21 protein-coding genes and 2 pseudogenes are annotated in these 18,457 nt (G+C 70.7%); 13 read left to right on the forward strand and 10 right to left on the reverse strand.

Translation table 11 applies throughout. From position 1 onward, the window contains the following. Nucleotides 1–30 precede the first annotated feature (30 nt). The 6 genes from ACN9M0_RS38985 to ACN9M0_RS39010 form a co-directional block, all read right to left on the reverse strand. Nucleotides 31–639 carry an RBBP9/YdeN family alpha/beta hydrolase gene (locus ACN9M0_RS38985; RefSeq protein ID WP_366042215.1) on the reverse strand — a complete coding sequence of 203 codons (609 nt, stop codon included), beginning with the start codon at nt 637–639 and terminating at the stop codon, nt 31–33. Further along, nucleotides 636–1,982, reverse strand: coding sequence for an MFS transporter (locus tag ACN9M0_RS38990; protein ID WP_426405213.1), 1,347 nt, complete (start codon nt 1,980–1,982; stop codon nt 636–638). The genes ACN9M0_RS38985 and ACN9M0_RS38990 overlap by 4 nt, the downstream gene beginning before the upstream one ends. Nucleotides 1,983–2,016: 34 nt before the next feature. Then, the gene (locus ACN9M0_RS38995) at nt 2,017–2,934 is read right to left on the reverse strand and encodes a TauD/TfdA dioxygenase family protein (RefSeq protein WP_426405214.1); all 918 of its coding nucleotides are present in this window, start codon (nt 2,932–2,934) and stop codon (nt 2,017–2,019) included. Between the two features lie 84 nt (nt 2,935–3,018). Next, nucleotides 3,019–3,993, reverse strand: a complete 975-nt coding sequence (locus ACN9M0_RS39000; protein WP_426405215.1) for a quinone oxidoreductase family protein — start codon at nt 3,991–3,993, stop codon at nt 3,019–3,021. 57 nt (nt 3,994–4,050) lie between these two features. After that, nucleotides 4,051–5,109 carry a 3-keto-5-aminohexanoate cleavage protein gene (locus ACN9M0_RS39005; protein WP_366042210.1) on the reverse strand — a complete coding sequence of 353 codons (1,059 nt, stop codon included), beginning with the start codon at nt 5,107–5,109 and terminating at the stop codon, nt 4,051–4,053. A gap of 351 nt (nt 5,110–5,460) precedes the next feature. Next, nucleotides 5,461–6,492 carry an AraC family transcriptional regulator gene (locus ACN9M0_RS39010; protein WP_426405216.1) on the reverse strand — a complete coding sequence of 344 codons (1,032 nt, stop codon included), beginning with the start codon at nt 6,490–6,492 and terminating at the stop codon, nt 5,461–5,463. A 152-nt stretch (nt 6,493–6,644) separates the two neighbouring features. On the opposite strand from ACN9M0_RS39010, the gene ACN9M0_RS39015 reads away from it, so the two are divergent. From ACN9M0_RS39015 to ACN9M0_RS39040, 6 genes are all read left to right on the forward strand, one after another. Beyond that, entirely contained in the window at nt 6,645–7,388 is a 744-nt protein-coding gene (locus ACN9M0_RS39015) for a hypothetical protein (RefSeq protein ID WP_366042208.1), read from the forward strand. Then, entirely contained in the window at nt 7,385–7,723 is a 339-nt protein-coding gene (locus ACN9M0_RS39020) for a winged helix-turn-helix domain-containing protein (protein WP_366042207.1), read from the forward strand. Before ACN9M0_RS39015 ends, ACN9M0_RS39020 begins: the two co-directional genes overlap by 4 nt. Before the next feature lie 682 nt (nt 7,724–8,405). Next, nucleotides 8,406–8,645, forward strand: coding sequence for a hypothetical protein (locus tag ACN9M0_RS39025; RefSeq protein ID WP_366042206.1), 240 nt, complete (start codon nt 8,406–8,408; stop codon nt 8,643–8,645). Next, entirely contained in the window at nt 8,645–9,022 is a 378-nt protein-coding gene (locus tag ACN9M0_RS39030) for a fic family toxin-antitoxin system, toxin component (RefSeq protein WP_366042205.1), read from the forward strand. The genes ACN9M0_RS39025 and ACN9M0_RS39030 overlap by 1 nt, the downstream gene beginning before the upstream one ends. A gap of 181 nt (nt 9,023–9,203) precedes the next feature. Then, nucleotides 9,204–9,455: a hypothetical protein gene (locus ACN9M0_RS39035; RefSeq protein ID WP_366042219.1), complete on the forward strand. Its 252-nt coding sequence runs from the start codon at nt 9,204–9,206 to the stop codon at nt 9,453–9,455. A 233-nt stretch (nt 9,456–9,688) separates the two neighbouring features. Beyond that, nucleotides 9,689–9,922, forward strand: coding sequence for a hypothetical protein (locus tag ACN9M0_RS39040; RefSeq protein WP_366042204.1), 234 nt, complete (start codon nt 9,689–9,691; stop codon nt 9,920–9,922). A 258-nt stretch (nt 9,923–10,180) separates the two neighbouring features. Here the strand turns inward: ACN9M0_RS39040 and ACN9M0_RS39045 are convergent, their stop codons facing one another. Continuing rightward, a complete protein-coding gene (locus ACN9M0_RS39045) occupies nt 10,181–11,140 on the reverse strand; it encodes an NAD-dependent epimerase/dehydratase family protein (protein WP_426405217.1) in 960 nt (319 codons plus the stop codon). Beyond that, nucleotides 11,137–11,748 carry a hypothetical protein gene (locus ACN9M0_RS39050; RefSeq protein ID WP_426405218.1) on the reverse strand — a complete coding sequence of 204 codons (612 nt, stop codon included), beginning with the start codon at nt 11,746–11,748 and terminating at the stop codon, nt 11,137–11,139. The genes ACN9M0_RS39045 and ACN9M0_RS39050 overlap by 4 nt, the downstream gene beginning before the upstream one ends. Nucleotides 11,749–11,847: 99 nt before the next feature. Between ACN9M0_RS39050 and ACN9M0_RS39055 the strand changes: the two genes are divergently transcribed. Further along, complete coding sequence (locus ACN9M0_RS39055) at nt 11,848–12,537, forward strand: TetR/AcrR family transcriptional regulator (RefSeq protein WP_426405219.1); 690 nt, start codon at nt 11,848–11,850, stop codon at nt 12,535–12,537. A gap of 38 nt (nt 12,538–12,575) precedes the next feature. Here ACN9M0_RS39055 and ACN9M0_RS39060 read toward each other — a convergent pair whose 3' ends face one another. Continuing rightward, a complete protein-coding gene (locus ACN9M0_RS39060; RefSeq protein ID WP_426405220.1) occupies nt 12,576–12,914 on the reverse strand; it encodes a thioredoxin family protein in 339 nt (112 codons plus the stop codon). 237 nt (nt 12,915–13,151) lie between these two features. Further along, complete coding sequence (locus ACN9M0_RS39065; protein WP_366042196.1) at nt 13,152–13,754, reverse strand: hypothetical protein; 603 nt, start codon at nt 13,752–13,754, stop codon at nt 13,152–13,154. 686 nt (nt 13,755–14,440) lie between these two features. On the opposite strand from ACN9M0_RS39065, the gene ACN9M0_RS39070 reads away from it, so the two are divergent. The 6 genes and pseudogenes from ACN9M0_RS39070 to ACN9M0_RS39095 all read left to right on the forward strand — a co-directional run. Next, entirely contained in the window at nt 14,441–14,926 is a 486-nt protein-coding gene (locus tag ACN9M0_RS39070; protein ID WP_426405221.1) for a carboxymuconolactone decarboxylase family protein, read from the forward strand. A gap of 257 nt (nt 14,927–15,183) precedes the next feature. After that, a complete protein-coding gene (locus tag ACN9M0_RS39075) occupies nt 15,184–16,419 on the forward strand; it encodes a pyroglutamyl peptidase (protein ID WP_399694685.1) in 1,236 nt (411 codons plus the stop codon). 474 nt (nt 16,420–16,893) lie between these two features. After that, a complete protein-coding gene (locus ACN9M0_RS39080; RefSeq protein WP_399694683.1) occupies nt 16,894–17,184 on the forward strand; it encodes a hypothetical protein in 291 nt (96 codons plus the stop codon). Nucleotides 17,185–17,258: 74 nt separating this feature from the next. Next, nucleotides 17,259–17,399, forward strand: a pseudogene (locus tag ACN9M0_RS39085) (IS5/IS1182 family transposase); the annotation flags it as partial. 152 nt (nt 17,400–17,551) lie between these two features. Further along, nucleotides 17,552–17,983, forward strand: coding sequence for a hypothetical protein (locus ACN9M0_RS39090; protein ID WP_366042193.1), 432 nt, complete (start codon nt 17,552–17,554; stop codon nt 17,981–17,983). 48 nt (nt 17,984–18,031) lie between these two features. After that, nucleotides 18,032–18,445 (forward strand): annotated as a pseudogene (locus ACN9M0_RS39095) (helix-turn-helix domain-containing protein); the annotation flags it as partial. Between the last annotated feature and the right edge of the window lie 12 nt (nt 18,446–18,457).

An 18,457-nucleotide genomic window follows, 5' to 3' on the forward strand; every position in this document is an offset into this window, starting at 1 on the left:
GGCTGCGTGGTGGGCGGGAGGGCCTGCGGTCTATGGGGCCGGTTTCGGTGCCGAACGGCACCAGCCGTGGTCGAGCGCCTCGACGAGTTCCTCGGCCCCGGGCCATGGGCCGTGGCCCGAGGCGGGGTTGAGGTGCCCGACGTCACCGAGTTCGACCAGGCGGCTGCCCCAGTTCCGGGCCAGGTCCGCGACGCGCTCCAGGGAGGCGAGCGGATCGGTCGAACTGGCCGCGACAACGCTGGGGAAGGGGAGGGGGCCGCGAGGCACCGGGGTCCAGCCGGACTTCTTCAGTTCGCCCGGGGTGGGGTAGCCGGCCGGGAGGGGTGTGTCGAAGTCCGGGGGCGCGGCCAGCAGGGCGCCACGGACGTCGGCGTCGTGCCATCGGGCCCACTGCACCGTGGTGATGCAGCCCGCACTATGGGCGACCAACACGACGGGTCCCGTGGTCTGGGCGATGACCTCGTCCAGGAGGGCGACGTGGGCGTCGCGGAACAGACGGTTCTCCACCGGTGGTGGAACGGTACGGACGGTGCGGCCGCCTTCGATGAGCCGCTGAGCCAGCAGGGTCTGCCAGTGGTCCTCGACGTGGTCGCGCATGCCGGGGACGATCACGACCGTGGGCCGCGGGGGCGTGGTCATACGGACACCTCCGATGGTTGCTCGGGCTCCGCCGCCGGGGTGGGTCCGATGAGGCGGCGCAGATCGCGTTCGTACCAGTGGCGGCCGATCAGGAAGGCCGCCGTGGCCCCGATCGCCACGAGTGGGACGAGCTGGAGCGCGTGGAGCAGTCCGATGCGGTCCGCCAGGAGCCCCGTGACGGCCGGGCCGGGGGCGAGTCCGAGCAGGCTCTGGGCAAGGGTGAGGGTGGCGAACGCCGTCGCGGCGACGGCCGCCGGCGTCAGGTTCGCCACCATGGCCGCCCCCGGTCCGGCCGTTCCCGCGCACAGCAAGGTCCCCAGTGCCAGGACCAGAAGCTGCACCGGACCGGACGGCAGGCGGAACGTGATCACCAGAAGGACCAGGGATCCCAGGCTGCAGGTGATGGCGACAGCCCACTTCCGGACCGGGAACCGCCGGCTGAGCCGATCCGACGCGATCCCGCCGAGGATCATGCCGACTCCGATGACCAGGGCGAAGAGGCCCGCGGTCGCCCCGGCCTTCGCGGGCGGCATGTCGTAGTAGCGATTGAAGTAGCTGGGCAGCCAGGCGATGAGCGAGCCGGCGACGAACAGCTGCAGTCCGCTGCCGACGTAGGCGCTGACCACGGACACGGAGGAGAACAGGCGGGGCAGGAGGCTCTTGAGCCGACCGTGTGAGCCGCTGCTGTCGCCGGTGCCGGCCGACTGCCCCCGCGGCGTCAGTCTCCTCTCCGTGACCACGACCGCGTAGAGCAGGGCGAGCACCAGCCCGAAGACGCCCATCACGCCGAACGCCCAGCGCCAGCCGAACTGCTGGGCGACGGCGCCGCCGATCGCCACACCCAGGACCGAGCCGAAGGCACCTCCCGCGATGAAGGCGCCGGAGAGGGTGGCCCGCATCGCGACGGGGAAGACGCTCAACACGACGGCGATGCCGACGCTTCCGTAGGCCGCCTCACCTATGCCCACGACGAGTCGGCCGAGGAACATCTGGCCGTAGCTCGCTGCCACCGCGCAGCCCAGGGTCGCCAGGCTCCACATCATGGCGGCGACGACCAGGGACTTCACCCTGCCCCAGCGGTCGGCCACCAGCGAGAGGGGGAAGGCGAGGAGGCCGACCATCAGTGCCACGATGCCGCTGAGCGAACCCAGTCTGGCGTCGGACAGCAGCCATTCGGCCTTCAGTATCGGGAAGACGGCGTTGAGCACCTGCCGGGACATGTAGTCGGACAGCAGGAGTCCGAAGCTCAGCGCGAAGACCACCCAGGCGTAGCGTCGGGACACCGGCCACCCCGAGGAGGCCGTGGCCCCCGGGGCGGCGTCCGCAGTGGTGTGAAACTCCATTGTCATCACCTCGACTGCTTCTGGAGGAAAGGGGTCAGAACGGTCTGTCGCCGACGATTCCCGCGCGCTCCATCTTGCGGACGGCGGGCCAGTAGTCCTGGACGGCGTAGTGCTGGGTGGAGCGGTTGTCCCAGATGGCCACGCTGTTCTTCCGCCAGCGGAAGCGGACCTGGTACTCGGGGACCGCGGCCTGGCTGATCAGATGGTTCAGCAGGAGGTTCGCCCCGGGCGCGTAGTCCTGGCCGAAGCGCACGTTCTGGGGCGTGTGGAAGTTGACGAAGTGCGTCGTGAAGGCGTTGACGAAGAGGATCTTCTCGCCGGTCTCGGGGTGGGTGCGGACCACCGGGTGCTCGGCGTCCGGGAACCGGGCCTTCAGCGCGTGGCGCTCCTCCTCCGGCAGGATCGCGCCGAAGGTCGCCTCGATGCTGTGCCGGGCGCGCAGGTCCTCGATCTGTGCCCTGATGTGCTCGGGGAGGCGCTTGTACGCCTCGACCATGTCGACCCAGATCGTGTCGCCGCCCACCGGAGGCGACTCGACGCAGCGCAGCACGGCCCCCATGGACGGGTTCTCGCGCCAGGTCCCGTCGGCGTGCAGCGCGTTCTCGTAGTGCTCGGCGGGACTGTCCAGGTCCTTGTAGATACGGACCAGACCCGGGTGGTCGGGATCGCTTCCGGCGACGGGGTGGTCCTCCAGCTCGCCGAAACGCCTAGCGAAGGCGACGTGTTCGGCGCGGGTGATGTCCTGGTCGCGCAGGAACAGGACCTTGTACCGCAGCAACAGGCTCTTGATCTCGGCGAAGAGGTCGTCGTCAAGGGCGGCGTCGGCGAGGCTCACGCCGGAGATCTCGGCGCCGAGGATGCAGGTCAGCGGCTCGACCTCGATCGAGGCGCGGAGCACGCCGGGGCGCACCGGATCGGGAGCGGGTTCGCCGGGGCGGAGGGTCTGGGGCAAGGCGCACACTCCTGGTGTGAAGGTGGCTTCTCGGGTGAAGGCGACTGTGGGTATGAAGGTCGGTCCCGGTACCTCGTGGGGCGCTCAGACGAGGAAGACGGAGGATCCCGTCGTCCGTCCGGCTTCCAGATCGCGATGCGCCTGGGCCGCGTCCTTGAGCGAGTAGCGCTGGTTGATCTCGATCTTGATGCGTCCGGAGGCGACGTGGCCGAACAGTTCGCCTGCCAGGGCGTCCCGCTCCGCGGGGTCGGCGATGTAGTCCGCCAGAGCGGGGCGGGTGACGAACAGGGAGCCGCTGACGGCGAGTCGCATGGCGTCGATCGGCGGCACGGGTCCGGACGCGGTGCCGAAGCAGACCAGCAGACCCCGGCGCTGGAGCGAGGCCAGCGAGCCGGCGAAGGTGTCCTTGCCGACGCTGTCGAAGACGACCGGCACTCCGGTACCGTCGGTCAGCTCCCGCACCCGCTCGGCCACGTTCTCGCGCCGGTAGTAGACGATGTTCTCGCACCCGTGGGCCCGGGCGATCTCTGCCTTCTCCTCGCTGGAGACCGTTCCGATCACGGTGACGCCGAGCAGCCTGGCCCACTGCGAGACGATCAGGCCGACGCCCCCCGCCGCCGCGTGGAGCAGCACCGTGTCACCCGCCTTCAGCGGGTGGATCCGGCGCAGCAGGTACGCCGTGGTCAGCCCGCGCATGGTCATGGCGGCGGCGGTCTCGCAGCTGATCTCGTCAGGCAGCTTGATCAGGTGTGAGGCGGGCATGACCCGCTCGGTGGAGTAGGCGCCCAGCGGGCTGCCGGTGTAGGTCACGCGATCGCCCTCGGTGACGTGGGTGACGCCCTCGCCGACGGCTTCGACCACGCCGGACGCCTCGACGCCGATGCCGTCGGGCAGCCGGACCGGGTAGAGACCGGTACGGAAGTAGGTGTCGGCGAAGTTGAGGCCGACGGCGACGTGCCGGATGCGCACCTCGCCCGGACCGGGGTCGCCGACGGTGACCTCCTCCCATGTCAGGACGTCGGGGTCACCGGTCTCGTAGAAGCGGACGGCGTGTGCCACGGGTTTGCTCCGGATGCTCGTGGGTGGGAATTCTCGGCTACGGCGGCGGTTGCCGGGTCAGCTCTCGAGGTCGCGCAGCATGAAGCCGCGCCGGCCGGGCACGCGGTTCGGGACCATGCCGAGACGGCCGAGGGTCTCGTCGGCGTCGGCGTAGGACTCGCCGATCTTGTAGATCTCCCTGGCCTCCGGACCGGTCGCGATGTCGCGTCCTACGGCGTCCGCGATCCGGACCATCTGCTCGACCTGCTCCACGGACGACATCCGCTCGCCCTTGCGCCGCCACAGGTTGTCCTCGTTGCCCACCCGGACGTGCACCCCGAGGGCGATGGCGATCGCGTTCATCGGCGCCACCGCGCGCATGGAGCTCTCGATGGTGAGGACCGCACCGTCCGGGACGCGGCGGATGAACTCGATCAGATCGGCGGGGTGCCGTCCGGCGAAACCGCCGCCGATCGCCACGTAGTTGAGGACGAGGGGCCCGGTGTGGACGCCGGCGCGGATGAGCCGCTCGACCGTCTCCAACTGGGCCATGGTGGCGAGCTGGAAGTGCGGCTGGATGCCACTCTCCTTGAGGCGCCTGAGGTGTTCGAGGTAGAAATCCGGGCCGGCCTCGACGACCATGTCCCGGTAGGCCCGGTAGTACTCCGGCTTCGCGATCGAAGTGCCCTCCAGGTCCTCGTCCGTCATGATCTCGACGATGTTCATCTGGCTGGTGTTGATCGCGATGGTCACCTGGTCCGGCGCGGGGGTGAGGTCGGCCAGCATGTGGCGGGTGTCGTAGCTGAGCCACTTCGCGTCGGCGCCCTCGCCCTCGGGTGCGAAGGAGATCGACCCGCCGATCTGCAGGACCATGTCCGGCACGGCCTCGCGCAGTCGGCCGAGGAGTTCGTTGAACATGGACATCCGCTTGGAGCCCTTGCCGTCGAGCTCGCGCACGTGGATGTGGAGCACCGTGGCGCCGGCGTTGTAGCAGTCGACGGCCGCCTGGACGTGCTCGTCCATGGTCAGGGGCAGGTCGTCGGCGTCGCCGGGCAGCCACTCCGGCCCGTACGGGGCAGCCTGGATGACCAGCTTGTCCTGGTTCTCGGGGAAGAGCGAGTCGTCGTGGAAATGCACGGTCCTTCTCCTTCGTGTGCGGGTGACGACCCACCGTGACCACCGACGTCCGTGATGTCGGAGCATTCGGGCGCCAGGGGCTGGAGCGGGTCGGGGGGAACGTCGAGTACGTCGTGAACGTCGGTGACGTCGGGCGCACAGGCCCGGTCGTGATCGACCGGCCCGGAGGGGAGCGTGCTGCGGGGGAGCGGCCCGGCTTCCCCTCCGGGGGGCGACCACCTTGTAGGCGGTGCAGCCAAAGTAGAGGCGGGTGAACGCGGCTGCTTGACCCGTGGTGACGGGGGACTTGTCATTTCGGGACAGCGGGCCCTGCGGCAGAGGCGCCGGCCGACCGTCGTCCTGCCGTGGGCGTCAGCCCCGGCCGGAGTCCTGCTCCTGCTCCTGGCCCTTCTCCTTGCGCCACTCCCTCGGGCTGCGCCCGAACTGCTCGCGGAACCACCGGGAGAACGCGCTCAGGGACGAGAAGCCCAGGAGGTCGGAGATCTCCGTGAGTGAACGGCGGGGACTGGCCACGACCTGCTCCGCGAGCCGCATCCGCGTGGCGTTGAGCAGTGACGAGAACGTCTCTCCCGAGAGCGCCAGGTGGCGGTGGACGGTGCGCCGGTCGACACCGAGGCTGCGGGCGACCTGCTCGATCGAGCATCTGCCGGTCGGCAGCAGGGCCTCGATGAGCTCGCGCACCCGGTCCACCACCGAGGTGTCCCGGGGGGTCGCGGCGATGGTGTCGAAGTACTGCCGGGCGTAGTTCCGGAGCTGCGGGTCCGCCATGGCGTTGGGGGCGTCGAGGTCGTCGGCGTAGAAGACCATGCCGTTGAACTCGCGGTCGAACTCGAGGCCGGGGCCGAACAGGCGGCGATGCCTGCCGGGGTCCGCCGGAGCCCGGTGGGCGAACCAGACGGAGAGCGGCTGCCACCGCGCGTCACGGAATCCCCGGAGAATGCGGGTGAAGGCGCCCACGACCAGCTCCGTCGCCTGCCGGGCCGGCATCGTGTCGCCGAGTCTCAGGTCGACTTTGAGGGTGGCCAGACCGTTCCGCTCCGACAGTCGCGTGTGCAGGAGCTCGTTGTACATGTGCTCGTGCCGGAGCAGCAGTCCCAGCGCACTGCGTACGTCGGGCTCCTCGCGGACGACCAGGCTGAGGGGGCCGAGATTGGAGAAGCGGCGGAGCTCCGCCATGCGCAGGCCGAAGTCGTCGTGGTGTGACGCGGCCGCGGAGAGCTCCAGGAGCTGGACCGCGGCCGTGCCGGATATCCATCGGTCCTGGACGGCGAGGTCCGCGGTGTCCAGCCCCACGCGCTTCATCAGCACCTGAGGGTCGACGCCGAGCGAGCGGCTCAGCTCGACGTAGCCGTTCAGCGCTGCGGTGCGGACAAGGGGCCTCATGGCGTACTCCAGGTACTCGGTCCCGAGAAGTTAAGTTTCCCGTCCCGTCACGTCAAGCAGGAGCCTGCGGGACCTCGGGGCCACACCCGGCATGGGGTAGCCGACCCGCCCACTCTCTTGCCACAACTAGTTTGTGATGCAAAGCTGCCGTCATGGCAGACACATCGATGCCCTCGCCGGGCACGCCCCATGAAGTCCTCGCCGACCTGGGCGACTTGACCCGCAAGGTCCGTGCCGCCCAGCGCGGCACCTGGTTTCCCCTCCTGCTGCTCGGCCTGCTCACCCTGGGCGGAATCCTGGTCAGCCACTTCACCTTGACGGTCGAGACCGTTCCCTGTCCGGTGACCGCTCCTGCGGCAGGCACCGGGTGCACCCTGATCAGGCAGGGCTCGCCGGTCTACTGGCCCGTCGGCCTGGCCCTGGCCTACGCCGCCACGGCGTTCTTCTACGTCCGCCGTTCCCGCAAGCGCGGCGTAGGCACCCGGATCCGGCCGTACATCCTCACGGGGATCGTCCTGGTCGGCATGGCGAGCGCCACCGCGTACTGGAGCCTCCGGCAGGGAGTGGCGCAGCCCGGCGACCAGATCGACTTCTGGGGCCTGCACCTCGATCCGGCCTCCGGAGTGACGCAGTTCATCGAACGACTCGCCGGGAACGCCATGGCCGTCGGGCTGCCACTGCTGGTGTTGTCCTGGGTGGAGCGCAGCCTTGCCCTGCTGCTGCTCACCGCGGCGTACCTGGCCGTCGAGCTGGTGCCGCTCACCAGCGGCTGGGCAGGGATGTCCGTCGACTCTCCCTGGCCCGCCCTGCCCCACTTCGCGGTCCCCGGCGCGCTCCTCCTGCTCGGCGCCGTCGGATTCGCCCTGGCCGAACTGCCGCGGCGCAGCGCATCATGACCGATCAGCCTGATCCGCACCCCGTCACCGGCCTCGACGACGTGGTCCATCAGCGCGTCCGCCTCGGCATCCTCACGGTCGCCCACCAGGCGCGCCGCGTCGAGTTCGGCTTCCTGCGCACGGCGCTCGGACTCACCGCCGGGAATCTCAGCCAGCACCTGACCGTCCTGGAGAAGGCCGGACTGATCGACATCGAGAAGGGCTACGAGGGCAAACGGGCCCGCACTTGGATTTCCCTCACCCCGCCCGGCTCCCGGGCACTGCAGGACGAGGTCACCCAGCTCAAACGACTCATCCACCAGATCGAACAAGGCGGCTCGACCACGGAGTCCTGATCCGGACGCCGGCACGCCGTGGTGAGCCGTGAGCGGCGCCCACCGGCGTCCGGAGAGCAACCCCGAGCAGCCGGACGCCGAACACCGTCAAAGAATCTCCGGGGAGGACACGTGACCAACACATCGACCACCCGCATGGACCTGACGCGCCGTCGCATGCTCACGGCCGCGCTGGCGGCGGGGGTCGGGAGCGCCGTGCCGCTCAGCGCAGCGCGCCAGGCGTGGGCGGTTGCGACCGCCTCCGGCGCGTCTCGACTCGTGCTGCCCGGGCCCACCGGACCACGCCCCCTTCTTCGACCGGCACCTGCGGCATCGTGGTGGGCACCTGCTCGACGGCCCCAGCACGGCCTTCCCGGAGGTGAAGTTCCTCTCCAAAGGACTCTCTCGGACCCGGCCACCCGCGACGACGCGCAGAAAGCGGCTGTAGCCCTTGGCGCCGATGACGTGGCCGGGTCGGGCACGTGGCGGCGCGGGCCCGAGGCGGGGTGCCCGTATCGCCTCCCTTGCATGAGGCCGGCCGGAGCAGCTGTGCCGCGAGGGCAGGATCCGCCACCGCCGGGCGTGCGGCTCCAGGCCGCGGGGAGCGCGACGACAGAGCACCGCTCGAGCCGACTGGAGTGGTCTCCCAGCTCTGGGCTTCGAAGCCTTGGCAGGCATGGTAACGGCTGTTACCATGCCTCGTATGGCGAAGACACAGCTGGGTGCGCGCGTGGACGAGGACGTCGCGGAGCTCGCGAAGAAGCGCGCCGCGGACCTGGGGCTCAGCGTCGGGGACTACCTGGCCCGGCTGGTGCAGGACGACGCCAGCGGCCTGCGCGCCCGCGCGGTGGACGCTGCCGCCCGCTTCCTGGCAGAACACCAGACGGTCTTCGACGAGGCCGAGGAAGGCGAGCAGACGCCCCGGGGAGCACACGCGGCCTGATGGAACTGCATATCGACGTTCCCTGGATCCTGCAGGTCGCCGAGGTCGCCGGAGCGAATGACCCGTCCCCCGACGACTACGGCGTTCCGATCTCGGCCGTCGCCCGCCACCGGGCGGAACTGTTCGAGGAGCCCGTCTACGACGGTCCCTACGCCAAAGCCGCCGCCCTGGTGCACACCCTGGGCCGGTGTCGCTGGCTGGAGCGCTCCAATCTTGCCGTCGCCGCCGCTACCGGCGTCATGTACCTCGTGGCCGCCGGAATCCCCGTCACGCCCGCCCGCCAGGACGCCATCGCCCTGAGGGATCTGCTCCTCGACCCCGCCTGCACTGCCGGGAGGATCGCCGCCCTGCTGCGGACCTGGCCCACCGCCACCTGAAGCCCGCAGTCCTCCGGCACCGCTTCCCCGGGCGACGGACGCGGCACCGCCGCGAGCCGCCCGCCGCCCTCTGGGGGACCCGACGCTCCCGGCCCGGGGGGCCCGCCCCCAGCCCGCCCGCGGCCCGGCGACTGTCAGTGGTGGCTGGGAGGCTGGACCAGTGAACGGTGACGAGCAGTTGATGCGCGGCCGGGTGTACGGCAGCGACCACGAAGATCCCGACCCGGGCCCGAAGCCCGGCCACGTCTACGCCGAGCTGGTGGGTGGGCCGCTGGACGGTCTCCTCCTCGACGTCACCGGCTGGACGGCGGACGAGAAGACCGGTGTCGCGCTGATGACCGACATCGGCCGGTTCGGCCCCGGCGGCCGAGCCCTGTACGAGCCGCGCTCGGGCGAGCGCAACCGCTGGGACTGGCAGGGCGACGCACCCTGACCGCCGTATTGGTCGAGGAGCTGGGAGTGGCCTCAGCGGCTGGCGAACGCCAGGTCACTGCGGTGAGGAAGATTCTCAACGGGCCACTGGAGAGCATCGTTTCTGCGCCTCCGCGGGCACCGTGATCCGCTGTCCGGCATTGGAGTGAGACGCCGTGTCTCGCGGCTACATATGCCGTTTGACCGTGCGACGGTCACTTTCTGGCACGTCATTCGCACACTTGAGGAGTAGTCATGCGTTCTCTTGCCGCGTCTGTCCTGGCCGTGGGAATTCTGCTCGGCGGTGCCGGTGCCGCGCTCGCCCACGACGGCGTCGGAGCCGGGAACTTCTCCGGCGGTGGCTCCGGCTTCAGTTCCCACTGCGCGACGACCGGCGTTCCGGCCGTGTACGGAACGATCTTCACCGGTTCCTGCTCGGACGCGGGTTGGGAGGAGGGCCCGGAGTTCGCCTACCTCGGCGTCCACTGACCTGTGTCCGCGTCCGGCAACCGGTAGCGCTCGGAACGACCCCCGCATCCGTGCCCGCGCACGGCCTGCGGCAACGGCCCACCCTCGCATGCGAGGGCGGGCCCGCCTGTTCCGTCGGGCCCCCACCGGAGCTCCATGACCGTCAGCACGCCACGCGCGTGGCGGCCGCCCACGGCTACGCCTGGGTGCCGAGTGCATCAGAACCGGGTTCCAGCTGCGCGATCCCCCTTGAGGAGGCCGACCCACCGGAGGGGGAGTTCACTTTCCGAGGGCGCGGTAGGCGGCGACGGTCCGGTCGAGCGCCTCTTCGGCCGGGGTGGCCTCGGCGCCGAGGCGGTCGCGGATGAGGCTGGAGTCGACGACGAACGGCTCCGCGAACTCGTACTGCATTTCGATGAGTTCGCGCACGGTCCGGTTGAACGCGCCCATCGTGTACAGGGCCGCTGTCGGCATCCGGCGCAGCCGGGGGGCGCCGGGGCGGCCGGTGGCGTGGTGGGCGAGGCCGATGAGTTCGCGGGTGGTGCGGGTGTGCGGGTCGTTGGGGAGGTGCCAGACGCGGCCCGCGGCGTCGGGGTGGCGGCCGAGGAGGGCGAGTGCTTCGCCGATGTCGGGGATGAAGGTGTACGTGTGGGGCTGGTCGGGGTCGCCGAGGACGGTGGCGGTCCGGCCGGCGAGGAGGGCGGGGAAGACCAGGTCGCCGAGGTTGGACTGGGCGCCGCCGCGAGGCCCGAAGTAGTCGGAGGCGCGGCCGATCGCGACCTCCACGCGACCGGCCTTGTGCGCGGCGAGCAGGTCCTGGGTCATCCGGCCGCGGAGGCGGCCCTTGCGCGTGGTCGCGGCGTCGGGGGTCTCCTCGGTGAACGGGCGGCCCCCGGGCTCGCCGTAGCTGTAGACGTTGTCCATCGAGACCATGCGGGCGCCGGTGGCCTCGGCGGCGGCGAGTACGCCGGCCTGGAGTGCGGGGAACTCCTGCTGCCAGCGGTGGTAGGCGGGGTTGAGCGCTTGGTAGACGACGGCCGCGCCGGCCGCGACCGCGGTGGTGAACGCGGGGTCGGCCGCGTCGCCGGCGGCCACCTCGACACCGTCGGGGACGTCCGCGCGGCCGGAGCGGTTGACGACACGGACGGACTCGCCCTGGCGGACCAGTGCCTCGGCGACGGCCGTACCCACGGCGCCGGAGCCGAAGATCACGTGACGGGGGGTGGTGGTGTGCTTCATGCGTCGACCTCGCGTGGGGAGTCCGGGCCGGTGGTCCGGCCGGGGGGACTGGCGGGCAGGAGTCTGTGGAGCAGGATGCCGGAGAGGGCGGAGAAGGTGAGGGCGCCGGTGGCGCCGAAGACGGTGAACCGCGCCTCCACGCCGACGCCGGCGAGCGTGGTCACCGTCCAGCCCGCCGCCCACAGGACCGGCATCGCCACCGCCCAGAGCCACGGTAGGCGCGCGGTGTGCGGGAGGGCGCAGGCCTGGGCGGTACCGAGCAGGACGCCCTCGACGGCGCCCATGAACGCCAGTGAACCGAGGTCGGTCCGGTAGTCGACCAGAGCGGCACCCAGCAGGAGCCCGAGTCCGCTGCCGGTGGCGGTGGCCGCCGACCATCGCGCCGGGTCCAGCCGGCCGGAGGAGACGAGCGCCTGCCCGGCGCCGATCACGGCCCCGGTCACGACCCCGCCGGCCAGGGCGCTCATCGCGTCGTCGACCGGACCGGCCGCCGCGCGGCCGGCGAGCCCGGCGATCGGGAACGCCAGGAACCCGGCCGTCCAACGGATCCAGACACGCAGGGCGGGGCGCTCGGGGCCGCGGGTGGGGACGGGCGAGGGGACGTGCATGAGGACCGCCTCCAATTTCTGTACGCTGTGCAATTAATGTACGCCGTGCAAAAATGGCTCGTCAAGGTTTCGAGTCGGGACAGGTGAGGAGGCGTACGGATGGCACAGGACGCGTCGCCGGCGAAGAGGGGCCGGAAGCGGGCGGTCCGCGAGGGCGAGGTCGTCGCGGCGGCCATGCGGCTGCTCGGCGCCCGTGGCGCCGAGGCGGTGAGCATCCGGGGGATCGCCGCCGAACTGGGACTCGCGCCGAACGCGGTCTACACGTACTTCCCGGACCGTGCCGCAGTGGTGGGCGCGGTCGTCGAGCACCTGCTCGGCGAGACCGACCTCGCGGCCCTCACCGTCCGCGACACGCCGTGGCGGGACCGTATCCACGCGCTCGCCGCCGATCTGCGGCACCGCCTGCTCGCCCACCCGGGAGCGGTTCACCTGCTGCTATCCGGCCCGATGGACGGCCCTCACGCCCTCGCGCTCGGAGAGGCCCTCCTCGCGGTCCTCGCGGACGCCGGCCTCGATCCGACGGAGGCGGCCCGTGCCTCGTACCTGCTGATCGTCCAGGTCCTCGGAGCGATCGCCCTGGAAGCCGCGGAACTCCCCTCACCCGCACCGGCCCCACCGATCGTCGAGCGGGTGGCGACCCGCCGGGAGCAGCTCCGCGCCGTCCCCGCCGACCGCTACCCCCGTACGGCCGAGGCGGCGGACACGATCGCGCGGTTCGTCTCCGACGAGCAGTACGCGTGGGGGCTCGACCGGGTCCTGGACGGCATCGCGGGGCGGGCGAAGGGCTGAAACCCGGGCCGTCCTTGCCGGACCCACTGCAGGGGGTGTCAGAGGTGGCTGTCGAGGAACGCTCCGACTTCGGCGGTGGTCATGGGGCCCGACCCGTGCGCCACCGCCTCCCCGTCCTTCAGCAGGACGTAGGACGGGGCTCCGGTGATCCCGTATCGCCGGGTTGCGGCCGGACAGCGCGTGATGTCGGCGCGGACGGACGTCAGACGGCCCGTGTACTCGTCGGCGACGCCACCCACGACGAGGTCCATCGCCCGGCAGGCCTCGATCGCCTTGGGCCAAGTCCCGGTGAAGTACGCGAGGACAGGGACTCCGCTCATCCTGAGGATGAAATCGAACTCCGCGTCTTCGCGGGGTTGATGAACGCGCTTCGCCATGGAAGCTCCTGCCCTCGTGCTCCGTCTTTCCGTCCCCATCGTCCCTCGTGCCCGGAGGGCACGGTCCGCCACGTGATCAGGGGCGGGCGGGACGGAACGGACGAAGACCCGGAGGACTGGCGCGAGGTGGGTTCGGGCGCGCGGGGACGACGGCCGACGTCGCCTCCTCGACGACGGCCGACGTCGCCTCCTGGATGAAGCTGCGACGGCGTTGCGGCAGTCGATGACTTGGTGGGGTCAGTACTTGGCGGCGAGGCTGACCTGGGTGTCGCCTCCGGCTCCTTCGAGCCGCCAGCGGAGCCATTTGCGATCGGGGGCGTTGGTGCCGACGGAGAGCCAGTGTCCGGGGACGACGGCGCCGTGCCAGTTCTCCACCCAGAAGCACTCGTGGCCGCCTACGCAGAAGGGGCCGACGCAGATGCACTCCCAGACGTCGACGAAGAGGGTGGCGTTGCGGGTGCCTTCTGATCCGACCATCGCGATTCCGGTTCCGTAGCCGACGGCGTGGTCGGTGCCGCAGATGGCCCAGTCCCAGCCCTGGACGCAGGCCTGGGCGCCGTTGCAGAAGTTGTTCTTGAACCAGATCTGTTCGTCAGTGGTGCGGATGGCTGCTTCGCTGTAGCCCTCGCGTTCGCCGACCGAGTGTGTTCCTGCGTCGGGAGGGGCCGCGATGTCGCCGGTGGTGGCGGGGAGTTGGGCGACGGATCGTCCGCCTTCCACGATGGCCCGCATTCCGGAGGGGAAGTCGAGGATCTGCAGTGCGTGGTCGTTACCCAGGTCCATGGTGGTGCTGGCCCGTGGCGGGAGTCCGCGCTTGACGCGGTTGTTGGTGGTGGTCATCACAGCTTTCCTCCCTGTGGCAGCCGGGAGCACGCCGGCGGCGTGCCGGGCGAAGGCGGGTGTGCTGGGGGGAGGAGGGAGCCGTTGGGGGCCGGTCACGGCCCTCGCTCGTGCGTCTCCCCTGTATCAAGTCTGGCATGGTGAGGGCCCGCTGTCGTCCCGGCCCGCGCGGTCCGGCGCCCGTCCCGGACCTCGGCCCTCGGCCGGGCCTGCGCATCGGGGGAGCCGGCACGAACGCGTCGGCGGGCGGCTCGTAACCGAGCGCCAGGTTGCGTCGGTGCCGGCCGCTGATCACCGCCACTCGTCGATGGCCACCGACGGGCGAGGCGACAAGACGCCCGTCGTACCAGCCCTCGAGCACGTCCGCGGGAGGTGCCCAGCGCGGCACGGGGCGCGGCTGTCCGTCGCCCTTGGCACGCCAGTGGCGGTGCTCGGCACGGGGCCGGCGGCTCGGCCCCGTCGCCCGCCCCGCAGGGCGATCCACGCACGGATCGCGTTCGGTGGACGTCAGCGGCGGCGCGCCGAGGAAAAAGGTGCGGCGAGGCTGTCACACACGTCCCTCGGGCTCCGTCAGTGCATCGAAAGACCACGAGGGACCGCGACGGACCACGAGGGACCGCGACGGACCACGACAGACCGCAACGAACCACGACGGACCGCGAAGAACACGCCGAAGGGACACCACCATGAAGGCCACCAACACCTCCCGCCTGTCCAACCCCGTCCGCCTCGTACCCGAGCTCGGGGCCGTAGCCGGGGCGCTGTACAAGGCCACGGGGAACGGCTCGGTGCCGAAGACCACGATCGACCTTCTCCAGCTGCGCGCCGGACAGATCGTCGGGAACACGTACCTGACCGTCATGCACACGGAGAGCCTCCGCAAGGACGGGGTCTCCGAGGAGCGGATCACCGCCGTCGCCTCGTGGCAGGACGCCGCGTACTTCACCGAGGAGGAGGCCGTCGCCCTGGCACTCGTGGAGGCCGTGCTCCAGCCCGCCGCGCCCGGGGCCGAGCGGGTCTCCGACGAGCTGTACGCGAGGGCCGCCGCCGTCTACGACGAGAAGGCGCTCACGACCCTCGCCCTGGCCATCGGACAGGTCAACTTCTTCGTCCCTCTCGCCCTGATCGGCAAGCCGCTGCCGGGCGTCAAGCCGTCCGAGCAGTGGACCTGAGCACGATGTCGGCGAGGTGGTGACCCGCCGGGCAGGCGCGGGGAGAGGATCACGGACCTGGGGTCAGTCGCCGAGCGGTCAGGCTAGGTCCACTGCGGAGCGAGGCGGTTCACCCTCGCTCCTTTGACCTGTAGCGACGGGGACTTCGACAGGCCAGTCGTGGAACTCCCCTCGGGCATGACGACTGCGTCGTAGCATGGATTCCTTTGTGACGGTCCACTTCTGACGGAACGCCATGTTCGTACGAAAGGACTCCGGTGCCCTCGATACGTAGCGCCCTCACCCTTCCTCTCGCCGCCGCCTCCCTGGTCCTGGCGACCCCGCCCGCCTCAGCGGTTGGGACGACCACCGCCTCCGTCGAGGAGCTCCGGCTCGACCGGGCCGCACCCCAGGAGATCTTGCGGCGCAGTGGATTCGCCTCCCTGGCACCGGAGTTCGCCGACGCCCTCGCCGGCGCCGACTCCTTCGCCGCGGCCGAGCGGACGGTCGGCCGGTACGGATCGGGGCTCTGGAGGCGGGCCGTGGACAGGGCGCAGGGTCGGGGAGACGCGGGCGGCGACCTCTCGCGGGACGACGACCGCCCCCTGTACTGGTCGCGACTCGCGCTCACCCGTGAGCTACGCGCCTGGCAGCCCGGGTTCGCGATCACCGATGAGGGCCGGGCCCGACTGTTCGACCGGCTCGAACGCTCCTCACGCGGCCAGGACTCGATACGCTACCCGGCCGGAAAGGGTGTGAAGCGGATCCTGCTGACCGGCTTCGACCCGTTCACGCTCGACCGGGACACCCGGACCAGCAACCCGTCCGGTGCCACCGCGCTTGCCTTGGACGGCACCTGGCTGCGCACCTCCGACGGCTCCCTCGCCCGGGTCGAGACGGCCGTCTTCCCCGTGCGCTGGCAGGATTTCGCCGACGGCACGGTCGAGCGGACCCTGCGGCCGCACCTGCCGGAGGTGGACCTCTTCACCACAGTGAGCCAGGGCAGGCCCGGCCGCTTCGACATCGAGCGGACCAACGGAGCCTGGCGCGGCGGCTTCCCCGACAACGAGAACCTGTCCCGTACGGAGACGGTGCCCGTCACCGATCCGGCCACGCAACCCCAGTGGACGTCGACCACCCTTCCGTACGCGGCGATCACGGCGGCGTCCACCGGCCGTTTCCCGGTGTACGACAACACTTCGGTCACCGAACTGCCGACTGGGTCGGACACGCCCGTGGTCCGCCCCGGCGGGCCGACGCCCGGCTCCGTCGCCCGGGCGGGCGGGGGCGGGAACTACCTTTCCAACGAGGTCGCCTACCGGGCCACTCTGCTGCGCGACCGCCTCGGCTTGACAAGGCTGCCGGGCGGTCATGTGCACACGCCGGTCCTAGAGTTCGCCCCGGGAAACACCAACCCGGCGACGGGCACGGTCACAGACGCGGAGTTCGTACGGAACCGACTCGACATCATCGCCCAGGTGCGGGCGATCGTCGCCGTGGCCGCCGGTCGGTGAGGTCCGCCGGCTGCCCCGGCAGAGCGCGGTCCATGGCAGCGCCTACGAGAAGCTGTTCGGCGGCGAGTGCTCCGCGCGGACTCCCGACGAGCAACGCGCGGTATTGGAATTGATCACGGCCGGGGGAGCTGTGGAACACCTGCCCGGTGAACCGTCCAACCCCATCGCGTACCCGATCTTCCGCACAACCGACCCGGTACTGGCGCTGCACGTGGCGCGTCAGCTTGTGGCAGTGGGCGACCGGCAGGACGCGGAGGTGTCCCTGGGCGTCGAGCTGTGCACCGTCCCGGAAGGGTTGCGGATACGCGAGGCGCTGCCGGGTGCATGGTTCCGGAAAACGGATGTCGAGGAGTGGGCGCGAGATCCTTCCGACCCGACGGGATTGCACGGCGGAGTCCACGCGCCCGAGCTTTCCACCGATCGGGACTCCTCTCCTCGCACCTGCCGCTCTGGGCGTCGATGGACTACCGGCCCGTGGGCAGTGTCGAGGAGGACTTCGCTGCCTTGGTGGGCCCGAACGTCGGCGAGATCTGGTGGTCCAGCTTGATCTGGCCCGACGTACCGGACCGTGACATCCGCGGCGAAGCCAACAACGCCCGGGTCTCTTTGCTGTTCAACTGCCGAACTCAAGGCCTCGACCAGCGCTCCGACCACCTCACCGTCCTCGTCCACGTACGCCGTAGGAATCGCGACGGGTCCGAGGAACGGCACGCTTCCTGGCTGGCGGAGCAGATCGGTCAGTCGGTCAGCGGCCCGCCTGAGTAGTGATCCCCTGATCGGCCCCAGCCACTCCAGGTCGATCACGTGACTGCTCCGGCCACGCGTCGCTTCAGGTGGACATGGGGCGGGGTGAACTGAGTGATGCAGAGTGGGAACGACTGCGGCCGTTCCCGCCAGTCGGTAACAGGCGTTGCGGCCGGTGGCGTGATCACCTGCAGGTGGGCAACGGGATTCTTCACCGGGTGCGGACCGGGGTGCCTCGGCACCGCGACCGTCGCAGCCCTCACCATCCGGCTCCGAACGTGACCTCTCGGGCAAGTCGTGGGCGGCGAACTCCGCGTACGGAAGGAGCCCCGACGGCTGGGCCCCAACCCGATTGCCCTCGGCACCCGGCACGGTGTGACATGTGGGCATGAGCAGAATGGCGCAGGTCATCGTGTCGGCACGATACGAGGACGAGGTGATGGAGCCGCTGACGCGGCCGGAGGAGGCCCGCACCTGGCACGGCTGCTTCGTGCAGATCCTCTGGTTTGTAGGGGGCTGGTACATCGAGTTCGAGCGATGGAACCGGCGCCGCGGTGTCCTCAAGGACCTGGAGTCCCTGCCGTGGAACGACCCCGCCTGCGTGCAGGTCATGCTGCACGACGAGGACGACGACCTGTTCGGTCTGTGGATGTTCCGCGACGGAGTCCTCGTCGAGGTGGGCGTCCCCGGCACCCAGCGGGTGCACATCGCTGCCCCGACATGGGAAGCGGACCCCGGCTTCCTGGTCCGGACCGGCCTGGGCAGGGGAGAGGACCGGCACTCGCCAGAGCACGTACCAGACCCGCGTTCGTGCTGGTGACCCGCCGCAAACCGGGGCCGGACAGGTACTGAAGGCGCCGTTCTCGGGCTGAGCCCGCGCGCCTTCGGGAAGCTGGTGACGGTGTTGCGCCGCCAGGGTCGCTGACACGGTCCGCAAGGGCGCGCCGTGGAGCCTTCCACTGGAGGACCGGGCATTGCTGGTCTCGGCCTACTGGCGAACGAACCTGACCACGCGCCAGCTCGCGCCGCTGTTCAGGGTGTCCAAGCCGGCGGCGGATCGGATCAACGACCATCTCGGCCCGATGCCCGCTACTCCACCAACCATCAGGTCGTCATCGACGCCGACACCCGCCTGATCGTGGTGGCCGACCGGCCACTCGCCGCAAACCGCAACGACTGCAAGGCATGGGAGGAATCAGGCGCCAGGGATGCCATCGGGAAGACCCTCACGATCGCCGGCGGTGGCTGCCCGGGCACCGGACTGCCCTCGCCGGATCGGCGGTGGACCGTACCG

This window comes from Streptomyces sp. R-07 (assembly GCF_049913175.1).
Classification (GTDB): Bacteria; Actinomycetota; Actinomycetes; order Streptomycetales; family Streptomycetaceae; genus Streptomyces.